Origin of the sequence: Burkholderia sp. 9775_39, from assembly GCF_015712225.1 — a bacterium.
GTDB lineage: Bacteria > Pseudomonadota > Gammaproteobacteria > Burkholderiales > Burkholderiaceae > Burkholderia > Burkholderia cenocepacia.
Genome location: NZ_JACCQC010000008.1, coordinates 224,523 through 239,468, shown reverse-complemented (window position 1 = coordinate 239,468; position 14,946 = coordinate 224,523). Strand labels below are relative to the sequence as shown.

The 14,946-nt window shown below is 66.7% G+C and carries 14 protein-coding genes; 3 read left to right on the top strand and 11 right to left on the bottom strand.

The window, feature by feature from the left end; all coding sequences use genetic code 11:
- Positions 1-29: 29 nt before the first annotated feature.
- The 3 genes from earP to H0X90_RS13955 all read left to right on the top strand — a co-directional run bounded on the left by earP (position 30) and on the right by H0X90_RS13955 (position 3,571).
- Complete coding sequence (gene earP, locus H0X90_RS13965; RefSeq protein WP_048986979.1) at positions 30-1,223, top strand: elongation factor P maturation arginine rhamnosyltransferase EarP; 1,194 nt, start codon at positions 30-32, stop codon at positions 1,221-1,223.
- Between the two features lie 137 nt (positions 1,224-1,360).
- Positions 1,361-1,918 (top strand): elongation factor P, encoded by a 558-nt coding sequence (efp, locus tag H0X90_RS13960; protein ID WP_006485608.1) that lies wholly within the window; start codon positions 1,361-1,363, stop codon positions 1,916-1,918.
- A gap of 267 nt (positions 1,919-2,185) precedes the next feature.
- The gene (locus tag H0X90_RS13955) at positions 2,186-3,571 is read left to right on the top strand and encodes a sigma-54 dependent transcriptional regulator (RefSeq protein ID WP_006497719.1); all 1,386 of its coding nucleotides are present in this window, start codon (positions 2,186-2,188) and stop codon (positions 3,569-3,571) included.
- A 174-nt stretch (positions 3,572-3,745) separates the two neighbouring features.
- On the opposite strand, the gene nagZ is transcribed toward H0X90_RS13955, so the two are convergent.
- From nagZ to H0X90_RS13900, 11 genes are all read right to left on the bottom strand, one after another.
- A complete protein-coding gene (gene nagZ / locus H0X90_RS13950; protein WP_048986981.1) occupies positions 3,746-4,774 on the bottom strand; it encodes a beta-N-acetylhexosaminidase in 1,029 nt (342 codons plus the stop codon).
- Positions 4,775-4,790: 16 nt separating this feature from the next.
- Positions 4,791-5,225, bottom strand: coding sequence for a holo-ACP synthase (gene acpS / locus H0X90_RS13945; RefSeq protein ID WP_006485603.1), 435 nt, complete (start codon positions 5,223-5,225; stop codon positions 4,791-4,793).
- A gap of 81 nt (positions 5,226-5,306) precedes the next feature.
- Positions 5,307-6,083, bottom strand: coding sequence for a pyridoxine 5'-phosphate synthase (gene pdxJ, locus H0X90_RS13940; protein WP_006485609.1), 777 nt, complete (start codon positions 6,081-6,083; stop codon positions 5,307-5,309).
- Positions 6,080-6,916, bottom strand: a complete 837-nt coding sequence (recO, locus tag H0X90_RS13935) for a DNA repair protein RecO (RefSeq protein WP_006497720.1) — start codon at positions 6,914-6,916, stop codon at positions 6,080-6,082. Before recO ends, pdxJ begins: the two co-directional genes overlap by 4 nt.
- Positions 6,903-7,802, bottom strand: a complete 900-nt coding sequence (gene era, locus H0X90_RS13930) for a GTPase Era (protein ID WP_006485602.1) — start codon at positions 7,800-7,802, stop codon at positions 6,903-6,905. Before era ends, recO begins: the two co-directional genes overlap by 14 nt.
- Positions 7,803-7,862: 60 nt before the next feature.
- Entirely contained in the window at positions 7,863-9,086 is a 1,224-nt protein-coding gene (gene rnc / locus H0X90_RS13925) for a ribonuclease III (protein WP_077189689.1), read from the bottom strand.
- A gap of 153 nt (positions 9,087-9,239) precedes the next feature.
- A complete protein-coding gene (gene lepB, locus H0X90_RS13920) occupies positions 9,240-10,133 on the bottom strand; it encodes a signal peptidase I (RefSeq protein ID WP_006490870.1) in 894 nt (297 codons plus the stop codon).
- 16 nt (positions 10,134-10,149) lie between these two features.
- Positions 10,150-11,943 (bottom strand): translation elongation factor 4, encoded by a 1,794-nt coding sequence (gene lepA / locus H0X90_RS13915; protein WP_006490871.1) that lies wholly within the window; start codon positions 11,941-11,943, stop codon positions 10,150-10,152.
- Between the two features lie 189 nt (positions 11,944-12,132).
- Entirely contained in the window at positions 12,133-12,369 is a 237-nt protein-coding gene (locus H0X90_RS13910; protein WP_006476497.1) for a glutaredoxin family protein, read from the bottom strand.
- A 7-nt stretch (positions 12,370-12,376) separates the two neighbouring features.
- Complete coding sequence (locus H0X90_RS13905; protein WP_077189688.1) at positions 12,377-13,873, bottom strand: DegQ family serine endoprotease; 1,497 nt, start codon at positions 13,871-13,873, stop codon at positions 12,377-12,379.
- Between the two features lie 16 nt (positions 13,874-13,889).
- Positions 13,890-14,942 (bottom strand): MucB/RseB C-terminal domain-containing protein, encoded by a 1,053-nt coding sequence (locus tag H0X90_RS13900; RefSeq protein ID WP_012492434.1) that lies wholly within the window; start codon positions 14,940-14,942, stop codon positions 13,890-13,892.
- Positions 14,943-14,946: the final 4 nt, after the last annotated feature.

Below are 14,946 nucleotides of genomic sequence, written 5' to 3'. Positions count from 1 at the left end.
CAGTTTAGAGCATTCACCGGCCCGCTTCGATGCCACGCACCACCGCTGCCCCACTCTCTTCCGCGCCGCTCGCGCCGGGCGAACCGATCGCCTGCGACCTGTTCTGCACGGTGATCGACAATTTCGGCGACATCGGCGTGTGCTGGCGCGTCGCGCGTCAGCTCGCGCACGAGCACGGCTGGCAGGTTCGCCTGTTCGTCGACGACCTGCACACATTCGCGCGCCTGCTGCCGGAAGTCGACCCCGACGCGACCCGGCAGACGGTCGACGCGATCGTGATCGAGCACTGGCATGCGGAAGTCGGCGACGCGCTGGACATCGCCGATGTCGTGATCGAGGCGTTCGCGTGCGAGCTGCCCGGCCCGTATCTCGCGGCGATGGCGCGACGCGCGCGCCGCCCCGTGTGGATCAACCTCGAATACCTGAGCGCCGAGGACTGGGTCGCCGATTTCCATTTGCGGCCGTCGCCGCATCCGCGCTACCCGCTGCTGAAGACGTTCTTCTTTCCGGGCCTGTCGGCCGGCACCGGCGGCGTGCCGAAGGAGCGCGACCTCGACGCACGCCGCGCGGCCTTCGACGCCGACCCGGCAGCGCGCGCCGCGTGGTGGCGGCACGCGACCGGCGGCGCGCCGCCGGCGCCCGGCACGACGGTCGTCAGCCTGTTCGCCTACGAGAACCCGGCCGTCGACGCGCTGCTCGCGCAGTGGCGCGACGGCCCGTCGCCGGTCATCGCGCTCGTACCCGCCGGGCGCGTGTCGCCGGCCGTCGCGCGCTTTTTCGGGGTCGAATCATTCGCGGCGGGCGCGCATGCGCGCAGCGGCAACCTGACCGCCCACGGGCTCGCGTTCGTTCCGCAGCCCGACTACGACGCGCTGCTGTGGGTCGCCGACCTCAACTTCGTGCGCGGCGAGGATTCGTTCGTCCGCGCGCAATGGGCGCGCAAGCCGTTCGTGTGGCACATCTACCCGCAGGCCGACGACGTGCACCTGCCGAAGCTCGATGCCGCGCTCGCGCACCTGTCGGCCGGCCTCCCCGATGCGCCGCGCGCGGCGCTCGAGCGGTTCTGGCATGCGTGGAACGGCGCCGGCACGCCCGACTGGGCCGATTTCTGGCAACACCGCGCCGCGCTGGACGCCAATGCGATCCGCTGGGCCGACGCGCTCGCGGCCGTCGGCGATCTCGCCGGAAAGCTGGCGGAATACGCAAAATCTCAGTTAAAATAAGCGGTTATCCGACGGCTGACCACGCAAGCGCTCGCGTTTGAGCTTTGGGCGCCCACCGGAACGCATCTGCTTGGCGCCTCACCCGTTGTGCACCGCTCAGGCACCTATTTATTTGATTTGATCAGGACAGTGTTTTTATGAAAACCGCACAGGAACTCCGCGTAGGCAACGTCGTGCAGATCGGCAGCGACGCCTGGGTCATCGCAAAGACGGAATACAACAAGTCGGGCCGTAACGCCGCCGTCGTCAAGATGAAGATGAAGAACCTGCTGTCGAACGCAGGTCAGGAATCGGTCTACAAGGCCGACGACAAGTTCGACGTCGTCGTGCTCGACCGCAAGGAAGTGACGTACTCGTACTTCGCCGACCCGATGTACGTGTTCATGGACGCCGACTACAACCAGTACGAAGTCGAAGCCGAAATGATGGGCGAAGCGCTGAACTACCTCGAAGACGGCATGGCTTGCGAAGTCGTGTTCTACAACGAGAAGGCCATCTCGGTCGAACTGCCGACGATCCTCGTTCGCGAAATCACCTACACGGAACCGGCCGTCAAGGGCGACACGTCGTCGGGCAAGGTGCTGAAGAACGCGAAGCTGGCGACCGGCTTCGAACTGCAGGTGCCGCTGTTCTGCAACACCGGCGACAAGATCGAAATCGATACGCGCACGAACGAATACCGCAGCCGCGCGTAATCGTCTGCGATATCCGCATCGAACAAAGCGCCCTTCGGGGCGCTTTTTGTTTGCCTGGCGTCAACAGCTGCCACAAGCCGGCGCCATAAGCAGCACAAAATCCACCGGTAAAGATATTCAATTTGTATCATCGGTAACTGTTTTATAGCGCCGGAGAAATAATGCGCGTGACGCGTTCGGCGGGGCATAAAATCAGTCTTTAATCCGACATGCGGCTGCGGCCCGCTGGCCGACAGCCCGCCTCTCTTGACTCGACTCGCGTCCACCATGCCACACGCCCTGATTGTCGAAGACGATCCCAACAGCCTGTCAGGCCTCACCGCGCTGCTCGCCGCAGACGGCTTCTCGGTCGACACGGCCACGTCGCTCGCCGAAGCGCGCACGGCGCTCGGCCGCTCGATTCCCGACGTCGTGCTCGTCGACCTGAACCTGCCGGACGGCAGCGGCTTCGACCTGCTCCAGCACTTGCCGCAGCAACAGCCGAACGGCTCGCTGCCCGTGATCGTGCTGACGGGCAACGCGACGGTCGAGAGCGCCATCGAGGGTTTGCGCCACGGCATCTGGGACTACCTGCTCAAGCCAATCAACATTCCGCGCCTGCGCAGCCTGCTCGCGCGGATTCCCCGCCCGTACGAACTGATCGACGAAGTGCAGTCGCTGCGGGCATCGCTGCGCCATCTGGGCCGCTTCGGCGCGCTGGTCGGCCGCAGCGACGCGATGCAGCACGTGTACGACATGATCGAGCACAACGCCCGCACCGAGACGGCCGTGCTGTTCTCGGGCGAAGCCGGCACCGGCAAGAAGCTGGCCGCGCGCACGTTGCACGAGCTGAGCCGGCGCCGCAAGGGGCCGTTCGTGTCGTTCGACTGCCGGATGCTCGCGCAGGCCGGCCGCCATGGCGCGTCGCTCGACAGCGTGCTGTTCGGCCACGAGCGCGGCGCCTTCGACGGCGCGGAGCGCCGCGAGTCGGGCCTGTTCGAGCAAGCCGGCGGCGGCACGCTGTTCCTCGACGAAATCACCGCACTGCCGCTCGTGCTGCAGGAAGCGCTGCTGCACGCGCTCGATTCGCAGAACTTCATGCGGATCGGCGGCACGAGCTCGATCACCAGCGATTTCCGGCTGATCGCGGCCACGCGCCGCCCGGCGCGTGAAGCGGTGGCAAACGGCACACTGCGAGAGGATCTGTGGCTGCGCCTCGATGCGGCATCGATCACGATGCCCCCGCTGCGCGAGCGCGACGGCGACGCACTCGCGATCGCGGATGCGCAGATCGACGAACTGAACCGCGAAGCGCGCGCAACCGGCCGCAGCACGACCGACAAGCGCGCGGCGCCAGGCTTCGTGCGCGAATGCCTGTCGTACGAATGGCCGGGCAACGTGCGCGAGCTGCAGGAGCGCGTGCGCTTCGCGTACGACGCATCGGGCGACTTCATCGAGACGCTGCGCGCGGGCGAGGCCAGCTTCTCCGCCGGCGCCGCGCTGAACGGCAGCAGCGTGCAGATCAAGGTCGGCACGCCGCTGTCCGACGTCGAGGATCTGCTGATCCGCGCGACGCTCGACGCGGTCGGCGGTACGCGCCACCGCGCCGCAACGCTGCTCGGCATCAGCCCGAAGACGCTGTACAACAAGCTGCAGCGGATGAAGGTGAACTGAGCGAACGGCGCCCTGGATACGGGCGCTGGCTCGATCTGACCGTTAGTTGCGTTCAAATCCGTGCCGGCGACTGTTCGAATCAGGCTGTCGCCACCCGTAAAAAAAGCCGCGCGATTGCGCGGCTTTTTCGTTTGGAGGGACCGGAACGACACGATCCGCGCCCACCCTGCCCGCTTACGCCAGCGCGCTGCCCAACAGCGCCTGTGCCTGCAGATACTCGGGCTGCGCGATCAGCTTGTCCCACTTGAGCGCCTTGCCGCGCGCACGCATCCGCTTGATGCGCCGCACCGACTCGGCCGAGGCCCGCGCCTTCAGTCCGTTCAGCACGACTTCGGCTGCATCCGGCTGATTGCAGACGAGCACCATGTCGCAACCGGCGGCGAGCGCGGCGTCGGCGGCCTGCGTGAGCGTGCCGCCTTCGCGGGCAGCCTCCATCGACAGGTCGTCGCTGAAGATCGCACCCGTGAAGCCGAGCTTGCCGCGCAGGATGTCCTGCAGCCACACGCGCGAAAAGCCCGCCGGCCGCTTGTCGACCTGCGTGTAGATCACGTGCGCCGGGATCACCGCGGCCAGCGATAGCCCGAGCCAGTCGTACGGCGCGACGTCCTGCTCGAGGATCGCGTCGAGCGTGCGGTCGTCGGTCGGCAGCGCGACGTGCGAATCGGCCTCCGCGAAGCCGTGCCCGGGAAAATGCTTGCCGCAGTTTGCCATGCCGGCAAGCGACAGGCCGTGGTTCAGGCTCTTCGCCAGCAGCGTGACGACGCGCGGATCACGATGGAACGCACGATCGCCGATCACCTTCGAGTGCCCGTAGTCGAGATCGAGCACGGGCGTGAAGCTCATGTCGATCCCGCACGCGCGCAGCTCGGCGGCCAGGATGTAACCGACGGCGGTCGCGACCTTCGTCGCGAGCAGCACGTCGCGATCCCACAGCTCGCCGAGGCGACGCATCGCGGGCAGCACCGTGAAGCCGTCGGTGCGGAACCGCTGCACGCGCCCGCCTTCGTGATCGACGGCGATCAGGATGTCTTCGCGCACCGCGCGGATCGAATCGGTCAGCGCGGTCAGTTGCGCACGATTCTGGAAGTGCCGCGCGAACAGGATCACGCCGCCGGTATTCGGATGCGCGAGGCGCCGCGCATCGTCGCGCGACAGGGTCGTGCCGACGACGTCGAGCATGACCGGGCCGGGAGTCGTTTTCATCGAATCGTGAATTCCGTCAGGAAGAAGTTCGGGAAACAGGTGCAGTGCCAGGCGCGGCGTCCGTTTCGGCGACCACGAACGACACCGCGTAGTCGCGTTCGTCGCTGACCGTCACACGTGCCGTGATGCCGCGCGCGGCCAGCCATTCAGCCAGCTCGCCGGATGCGACCACGTACGGCTCGCCGCTTGGATGATTGAGCGTCTGCAGCGCGCGCCACGTCATCGGCCAATGCATGCCGAGCCCGATCGCCTTCGAGAACGCTTCCTTCGCGGAGAAGCGCGTCGCGAGAAACGCGATGCCGCGCGCCTCGGAGCGGGCGCGCCGGGCGTGGAACACGCGCAGTTCGTCGGGGCCGAGCACCTTCTCGGCAAACCGGCCGCCCGTGCGTTCGAGCACGGCCGCGACGCGGCTCACCTGCGCGATGTCGGTACCGATGCCGTAGATCGCCATGTCAGTCTCCGCCGGGGTGGCCCGGCGAGGCCGGGTCAAACGCGTCGCCAACGGCGTGCGGGGCGCGGCGGCCTCGCATCGTCAGCGCGCGCCGCCATGCAGCGCGGCGACGCGTGCGGCGACCATGATCGCCTTCATCTCGCGCACCGCGTTGTCCCAGCCCGCGAAGATCGCGTGCGCGACGATCGCGTGGCCGATGTTCAGCTCGACGATGCCGTCGATCGCGGCGATCTGCTGCACGTTCGTGTAGTGCAGCCCATGGCCCGCATTGACCTTCAGGCCAAGCTGCGCGCCGGCCTGCACGCCCGCGACGATACGCTCGTATTCGCGCTGCTGCTCCGCTTCGTCGTGCGCTTCCGCGTAGCGGCCCGTATGCAGCTCGATCACCGGCGCGCCCGCTTCGTGCGCAGCGCGGATCTGCGTGTCGTCCGGGTCGATGAACAGCGACACGCGCACGCCCTCGTCGGCGAGCTGCTTGCATGCGGCGCGCACCGCCTCGAAGTGGCCGGCCACGTCGAGACCGCCTTCAGTCGTCAGTTCCTCACGCTTCTCCGGCACGAGGCATGCGTCGTGCGGACGCACTTCGCAAGCGATGTCGAGCATCTCGGCCGTCACCGCGCATTCGAGGTTCATGCGCGTCTTCAGCAGCGGGCGCAACTGGCGCACGTCCGCGTCGACGATGTGACGGCGATCCTCGCGCAGGTGCAGCGTGATCGCGTCCGCGCCCGCCTCTTCGGCGGCGAGCGCCGCGCGAATCGGATCGGGATAGCGCGTGCCGCGCGCATTGCGCAGCGTCGCGACGTGGTCGATGTTCACGCCGAGGTCGATGGCGGTGGGCGTTGTCAGGAAGAAGCTCATAGGTTTTGCAGGTCGATCAGGATCTGACGCGTGGCGAGCGGCGTACCGCCGAGATAGGTGTTCAGCAGGAAGCGCATCAGCGTCTTGCTCTGCGCAACCGTCTGGGCTCGATGGTAATCGTCCTGCTCCATGTCGAGCAACGTCTGGCCGGTGATGACCGGCCAGTGCGACGGCACGTCGTCGTCCGCATTGCGTACGCCACGCTCCGGATCGAACACGTAGCGGCGCTCGGGTTCGACCGCGCGACGGGCGACCGTGCGGTTCAGCGCCATCGCATAGCCCGTCTCGCGCAGCAGCACGCGTTCGAACGAGCGCAGCACCTGCACCGCGGGCTCGCCGTGCGCGAGACGCGTGAGGGTCAGCACGTAATGATTGAACAGCGGCGGCTGCGGATCCTCGCGCGCGCAGAATTTCACGAGCAGCTCGTTCGCGTAGAAACCGCACAACAGGCCGTCGCCGCCGAGCGGCAGCATCCCGCCGACCCACTCGGCGCCCGTCAGCGTGCGCACCTCGGATTTGCCGGACCAGGACAGCAGCAGCGGCTGGAACGTCTGCAACACGCCGCGCAACGCGGAGTGCGGGCGCTTCGCGCCCTTCGCGACGAGCGCGAGCCGGCCGTGGTCACGTGTCAGCACGTCGACGATCAGGCTCGTTTCCCGATACGGATAGCTGTGCAGCACGAACGCCGGCTGCTCGGCGACGCGGAAATCGGACGTGCGAGACGTCGCGCGCCGCGCCTTGCGCGGCGGTTCGGGCGGTGCCGGCAACGGCGCGTCGTTCGCGCCGGCCGCCACCGCGTCTTCGGTCGACGTCAGCGCGTCATTCGTACCCATAGGCACGCAGCCCCGCCTCGTTGTCGGCCCAGCCGCTCTTCACCTTCACGAAGGTCTCGAGGTATACGGGGCCGTCGAACAGCTTTTCCATGTCCATCCGCGCCTCGGTGCTGATCTGCTTGAGCTTCTCGCCCTTCTTGCCGATCACCATCGCCTTGTGCGAATCGCGCTCGACGAGGATCGTCGCGAAGATGCGCTTCAGGCGCCCCTCCTCCTCGAACTTGTCGATCAGCACGGTGCTCGTGTACGGCAGCTCGTCGCCGGTCCAGCGGAACACCTTCTCGCGCAGGATTTCGGCCGCGAGAAAACGCGAGCTGCGGTCGGTCAGCTCGTCCTCGCCGTAGATCGGCTCGCCTTCCGGCAGGTACGGCTTGATCGTGTCCAGCAGGCGCTTGATGTCTTCCGGCTTCTGCGCCGACAGCGGCACGAGCTCGGTGAATTCGCGCAGTTCGCTCACCTTCTGCATGAACGGGAACAGCGACGCCTTGTCGTTCACGCGATCGATCTTGTTCGCGATCAGCAGCGTCGGCATGCCGGGCGGGATCAGGTCGAGCACCTTCTGGTCGTCGGGGCCGAAGCGGCCGGCTTCGATCACGAACAGGATCACGTCGACCGACGTCAGCGTCGACGTGACCGCGCGGTTCAGCGAACGGTTCAGCGCGGTGCTGTGACGGGTCTGAAAGCCCGGCGTGTCGACGAATACGAATTGCGCGTCGTCGAACGTGTTGATGCCGGTGATGCGGTGGCGGGTCGTCTGCGCCTTGCGCGACGTGATGCTGATCTTCTGGCCGACGAGTGCGTTCATCAACGTCGACTTGCCGACGTTCGGGCGGCCCACGATCGCGATCATGCCGCAACGGAAACCGGTAGGAGCGGGAGTGTTCATATCGTTTGGGAGACAGGTTCGGAAACGGCCGCGCGGCGCGCGGCACGATCGCTGGGCAATTCAGTGGTCGGCATCGGCCACGCGCGCCTGCGCGGCAGCAAGACTCGCGCCGCCGGGCGGCGTATCGGCGTCGGGCGCCGCGGCATCGCGTGCGCGCGCGGGCGTGCGCGCGGCGGAATCGGCGGAGAGCTTGTCGGCCGACGAGGGCGCCGGATCGATTGCCTGGCCGGCCGGCTTGTCGGCTGCGCGCGGCGCGGCCTCGGCGGACTTTTCCGCGGCCTTGTCGGGCCGCTCGGCCGGTTTGTCGGCCACCTTGTCGGTCGCCGGCTTCGCCGCCCGTTCGCCCTTGTCCGCCGCCGGCTCGACGTGCGCGGCCCGGATCGCGGCCATCGGCGCGACGGCCGGCTCAGCGCCCGCCGCTGCAGCCGCCGCGGCGGCCCCCGGCGCCGCGCCGGCCGCCCTGGCCTCGCGCGCCGCCGCACGTTCCTTCCGCTCGGGCGAGCGCAGGTCGAGCGCTTCCTGCACGCCCTTCACGCCCGGCACGATCTCAGGTTCGACATGCTTGGAGCCGCGCGCGTTTTTCGAGCGCTTCGGCTTCGCGGCCAGCATCGGTGCGGCCGCCATCACCTCGTCGAGCGCCTTCTTCGCGGCGGCCTGCTCGGCCGCGCGCCGGCTCGCGCCGGAGCCCGATACCTTCACGTCGAGCTTCGGCACCGTGCACTCGACCTCGAACTGCTGATTGTGCGCCGCACCATGGGTCGCGACGACCGTATAGGTCGGCAGCGCGATCTTGTGCCCCTGCAGGTATTCCTGCAGCAGCGTCTTCGCGTCCTTGCCGAGCGTGCGCGGATCGATGTGGTCGAGAATCGGGATATAGAGCCGCTTGATGACCCCTTGGGCGGCTTCGAAGCCCCCATCGAGGAACACGGCCCCGATGATGGCTTCGAACGCGTCCGCGAGGATCGACGGGCGACGGAACCCGCCGCTGCGCAGTTCGCCCTCGCCCAGCCGCAGGCCGTCCGAGATATTCAGGGCCTGAGCAATTTCGTACAGCGACTGCTGTTTGACGAGGTTGGCGCGTACGCGCGACAGGTCACCTTCGTCCAGCTTGCCGAAACGCTGGAACAAAAGAGCGGCCACCGCGCAATTCAGAACGGAATCGCCGAGAAACTCGAGCCGTTCATTGTGCGTGGCACTGTGACTGCGATGGGTCAAAGCCTGGCGCAGCAATTCCGCATTGCGAAATTCGTAGCGCAGCCGGCTTTCCAACTGGGATAGGGGCATGTGCAGGAGTATAACGCGGGCGCCGGTCGGGCCGAAACGGCACGGCCGGACCCGAAAAGGCGTGACGAGGCGGTGTTACCGCCGGTTCTTAAAGTAGTTCGGCAATACGCGACGCGGCCCGTGCGTCGCGTATTGCGTGTGAGTCGAATGCGATCAGTTGAAGGAACCGATGCGCTTCAGGTCGCTGAAGTTCATCCAGATGAAGAACGCGCGGCCGACGATGTTCTGGTCCGGCACGAAACCCCAGTAGCGGCTGTCCGCGCTGTTGTCGCGGTTGTCGCCCATCATGAAGTAGTGGCCGGGCGGCACCTTGCAGATCACGCCGCGGCTGTTGTACGTGCAGTTGTCGCGATACGGATAGTCGTAAGCGCCCATCACGAACGGCGGCACGGCCGGGTTGTTGAGGATCGCGTTCTTCTTGTTGCCGATCGTTTCCTCGAACTGCTTCGCGTAATTCTGGCGCTCGTCGTCGAAGAAATCGGGCAGCGGCGTTTCGGGCACCGGCTGGCCGTTGATCGTGAGCTGCTTGTCCTGGTACGCGACCGTGTCGCCCGGCAGGCCGATCACGCGCTTGATGTAGTCGACCGACTCGTCCTTCGGATAGCGGAACACGACGACGTCGCCGCGCGACAGCGGGCTGCCCTGCGTGATCTTCGTGTTGGTGACCGGCAGGCGCAGCCCGTACTCGAACTTGTTGACGAGGATGAAGTCGCCGACGAGCAGCGTCGGCACCATCGAGCCCGACGGAATCTTGAACGGCTCGACGACGAACGAACGCACGACGAACACGGCCAGGATCACCGGGAAGAAGCTCGCGGTGTACTCGAGCCACCACGGCTGGCGCAGCTTTTCGTCACGCAGCTTCGAACGCGTCTGCGCGGCGTTTTCGTCCGCGAAACGCTTGTCGATGCGCGACTGCTGGCGATCGAACTCCTCGATCGCCGAGTCGGCCGCCTTGCGACGCCGCGGCAGGAACACCAGTTTGTCCAGCACCCACGCTACGCCCGTCACGACGACGAGCACAAAAAGAATCAGCGCAAAATTCATAAAAGGATCAGTCCTGTTATTTGTCTTCGACGCGCAAGATCGCGAGGAACGCCTCCTGCGGGATCTCGACCGAACCCACCTGCTTCATGCGTTTCTTACCTTCTTTCTGCTTCTCGAGCAGCTTCTTCTTTCGCGTGATGTCGCCGCCGTAGCACTTCGCGAGCACGTTCTTGCGCAGCGCCTTGATGTTCTCGCGTGCGACGATGTGCGCGCCGATCGCGGCCTGGATCGCCACGTCGTACATCTGGCGCGGAATGATCTCGCGCATCTTCGCGGCGACTTCGCGGCCGCGGTATTGCGACTGCGACCGGTGCACGATGATCGACAGCGCATCGACCTTGTCGCCGTTGATCAGCATGTCGACCTTCACGACGTCCGACGAACGGTATTCCTTGAACTCGTAGTCCATCGACGCATAGCCGCGCGACACCGACTTCAGGCGATCGAAGAAGTCGAGCACGATCTCGGCCATCGGGATCTCGTACGTGAGCTGCACCTGGCGGCCGTGATACTGCATGTTGATCTGCGAGCCGCGCTTCTGCTCGCACAGCGTGATCACCGAGCCGACGTAATCCTGCGGCATGTACAGGTTCACGGTGACGATCGGTTCGCGGACTTCGGCGATGCGGCCGGGCTCCGGCATCTTCGCCGGGTTCTCGACCATGATCGTCGAGCCGTCGCTCTGCACGACCTCGTAGACGACCGTCGGCGCGGTCGTGATGAGATCCATGTCGAATTCGCGCTCGAGCCGCTCCTGCACGATTTCCATGTGCAGCAGCCCGAGGAAGCCGCAGCGGAAACCGAAGCCGAGCGCCTGCGACACTTCCGGCTCGTACTGCAGCGATGCGTCGTTCAGCTTCAGCTTCTCGAGCGATTCGCGCAGCGCGTCGTACTGGTTCGCCTCGACCGGATACAGCCCCGCGAACACCTGCGGCTTCACTTCCTTGAAGCCCGGCAGCGGCTCGGCAGCGGCCTTGGCCGCGTGCGTGACGGTATCGCCGACCTTCGCGGCCGTCAGTTCCTTGATGCCGGCGATGATGAAGCCCACCTGCCCGGCCGACAGCGACTCGAGATTGCGCGACTTCGGCGTGAACACGCCGACGTGCTCGACCGGATACTGCGCGCCGGTCGCCATCATCTTGATCTTGTCCTTCGGGCGCAGCGTGCCGTTGACGATACGCACGAGCATCACGACGCCGACGTAGTTGTCGAACCACGAATCGATGATCAGCGCCTGCAGCGGCGCGGTCGGATCGCCCTTCGGCGGCGGCACCTTCGCGATCAGCGACTCGAGCACGTCTTCGACGCCGAGGCCGGTCTTCGCGCTGCAGCGCGTCGCGTCGGTCGCGTCGATGCCGATCACGTCCTCGATCTCCTCGATCGCGTTCTCGGGGTTCGCAGCCGGCAGGTCGATCTTGTTCAGCACGGGCACGACCTCGACGCCGAGCTCGATCGCCGTGTAGCAGTTCGCGACCGTCTGCGCCTCGACGCCCTGGCTGGCGTCGACGACCAGCAGCGCGCCTTCGCACGCGGACAGCGAACGGCTGACCTCGTACGAGAAGTCGACGTGCCCCGGCGTGTCGATCAGGTTCAGGTTGTAGACCTTGCCGTCGCGTGCGCGATAGGTCAGCGCGGCTGTTTGCGCCTTGATCGTGATGCCGCGCTCGCGCTCGATGTCCATCGAGTCGAGCACCTGCGCTTCCATTTCACGGTCGGCGAGGCCGCCGCATACCTGGATGATGCGATCCGCGAGTGTCGACTTGCCATGGTCGATGTGGGCGATGATCGAGAAATTGCGAATATGATCCATTCAGTGCCGATCAAGCGAAAAAGGCGCGCTCACGACTGCGGAGCACGCCTTGTAAGTCGGTGAAAAAACGGCTTATTTTAGCCGAAAAGGCTTTTGCCGGGCGGGATTTCGGACGCCCTGCCACGCGGGGCGGGCGCCCGCCGGATCGAACCCCGTGCGAAAACGGCGTCGGCCGGCGGCGGGCCGGATTCAGCGCCGGGCCGCCAGCGCGTCGCGCACCCGCGCGTCGTCGAACCGGTGGCGGCACACTTCCGCGCCGTCCAGCAGCAGCACGGGCACGTCCTCGTCGTAACGCGCGACCAGCGCTGCATCGGTGTCGATGTCGATGTAGTCGACCGCGACACCGAATTCGGCCGCCACCGGCGCCAGTGCGTCGCGCATGTCGTCGCACAGGTGGCACCAGCCGCGGCCGTAGAGCGTGAACATCGACGCGTTACTTCTGGCGCGGCCGCACGGGCACGAACTGCGTGTTGTCGCCACGCCGCACGAGCACCGCGACCGCCTTCTGCGGATCGAGCTGCGCGGTCACGTCGGCGAACTGCTTCGCGCTCGTGATGTCGGTGTCGCCGACACGCAGCACGATGTCGCCGCGCTGCAGGCCCGCCCGGGCGGCCGGGCCGTCGACGCCGTCGATCTGCACGCCGTTCTTCAGCTTCAGCGTCTTCGTCTGCTCCGCCGTCAGGTCGCTGACCGTCAGCCCGAGCGAATTGGTCTGGCGCGGCTTCTGCGGCGCGTTCTTGCGCTGCTCGGCCTTCGCCGTCGACTCGGCCGGCGTCTCGGCGATCGTGATCGGCAGATCGCGTGCCTGACCCTTGCGCCATACGCTGACCGTCGCCTTCGTGCCGGGCTTCGTGTCGCCGACCATGCGCGGCAGGTCCGACGCCGCATCGACCGGACGGCCATTGAACTTCAGGATAATGTCGCCCGGCTGGATGCCTGCCTTGTCGGCCGGGCCGCCCGGCTCGACGCTGCTGACGAGCGCGCCTTCGGCCTTCGGCAGCCCGATCGAATCGGCCACGTCCTTCGTCACCTCGCCGATCGCCACCGCTATCCGGCCGCGCGTGACCTTGCCGGTCGCCTTCAGCTGGTCGGCCACGCGCATCGCCTCGTCGATCGGAATCGCGAACGAAATGCCCATGAAGCCGCCGGTGCGGCTGTAGATCTGCGAGTTGATGCCGATCACCTCGCCCTGCATGTTGATCAGCGGGCCGCCCGAGTTGCCAGGGTTCACGGCCACGTCGGTCTGGATGAACGGCAGGTAGTCGCCCGTGTTGCGGCTCTTCGAGCTGACGATGCCGGCCGTGACCGTGTTGTCGAGGCCGAACGGCGAACCGATCGCGACGACCCACTCGCCGACGCGCACCTTGTTCGAATCGCCGATCGCGACGACCGGCAGGTTCGACGCCTGGATCTTGACGACCGCGACGTCCGTGCGGTCGTCGACGCCGATCAGCTTCGCCTTGAATTCGCGTTTGTCGGTCAGCGTCACGTAGATGGTGTCCGCATCGTCGACGACGTGCGCATTGGTCATCACGTAACCGTCGGCCGACACGATGAAGCCCGAGCCGACGCCGCGGTTCTGCTCGGTATCGGGCGGATTGTCCGGCGCCGGCGCGTTCTTCGGGTTGCTGCCGTTGCCGCCACCGTTGCCGGGCGCCTGCGGCAGCGGGATGCCGAAGAAGCGCCGGAAGAATTCCGACATGTCGCCGTTGTCGAAGCCGGGCGGGAGCATGCCGCGCGGGCCGCCCGTCGGCACGTTGGCGGTGGTCCGGATGTTCACGACGGCCGGCCCGACCTTTTCGACCAGATCGGCAAAGTCGGGCAGGCTTGCGGCGGGAGGCGTGACCGCGACCGCGGTTTGCGGGACGAGCGGCAGGCAGGCACACAGCGCCGCCGCCGCGAGCACTTTGCGCAGCGTGAGTTTCGTCATGTCGGAAGCCGTAGCGTTACTTGGAAGCCTTGTATTCTATGGCAGACGCGAACTGCTGCAACGTCGCCGGCGGCACTTCGCCGAGCACGGTGATCCAGTAGTCGCCGCGGCGCTTCACGAGAACGTGCGTCGCCCCGGTGCTGCCCGCGCCTTCCTTGCGCGTATTCTTTTCGGCCGGCTCGATGAAAACCGAGATCGTCGCGAGGCCGTCCGTGAAGACCGCCTGATCGACCGGGATCGGCGGATCGCCGGCATCGCGCGCGGCCATCGGCCGGCGCACTTCACGAATCTTCTGGAAGCCGGCGACGCTCGGCGCGAGCTGCCAGCCCTGCGCTTCCATGTCGACCGTCGCGACCGGCGGGCGCACGACCGTCCAGCCGCTCAGGTTGCGCATGCCGGCTGCGATCGCGGCCTTGTCGCCGCTTGCGCCGCCCGTCTGCAATTGCGAGAACGCGATCTGCTCGAGCACGTGATCGTTCGCGTCGAGCGTCTGCGAACGCAGCAGCAGCCCGGTGCGCGCGTCGGCCCACAGCTTGTACGTGAAACGGTACGCATCCTTCGGCACGAGCTCGACGACCTGCGCGTCGATCCCGGCCACGCGGTCCTTGCCGAGCGACTTCGCATCGTAGACGGACATCACGTGTTCGCCGCTCGCGCCGAGCAGCGCGGGAAACGAGTCGCGCGTCTGACGGCGCTCGACCACGCACAGCTTGCGCTCGGGCACGAACGTGTACAGCTCGTCGTTGTGCCGCAGCAGCTTGCGCGGCTTGCCGTCGAGCGTCTCGATCCGTTCGAACTCGCCGTCGCGGGACGCGACGTGCGCGATGCGCGACGACTGCACGTACCCGCCGCGCTGGTAGACGAACGTACCTTCGTAGCTCTGCTGCTGCGCCGCCTGCTGGACGCGGTCGAGCCAGTCCGCGGCGCCCTTGCGGGTCGCGACGGGATCGTCCGGTTGCTGGGCACTGGCGGGAAGGGATTGAACGGACAACAGGGCGGCTGCGCAAAGCAGGAGGGCCGGCAGCCGCTTCCATCCGGAGATGGCGTGATTCAACTGCAATGTCCGCATCGGG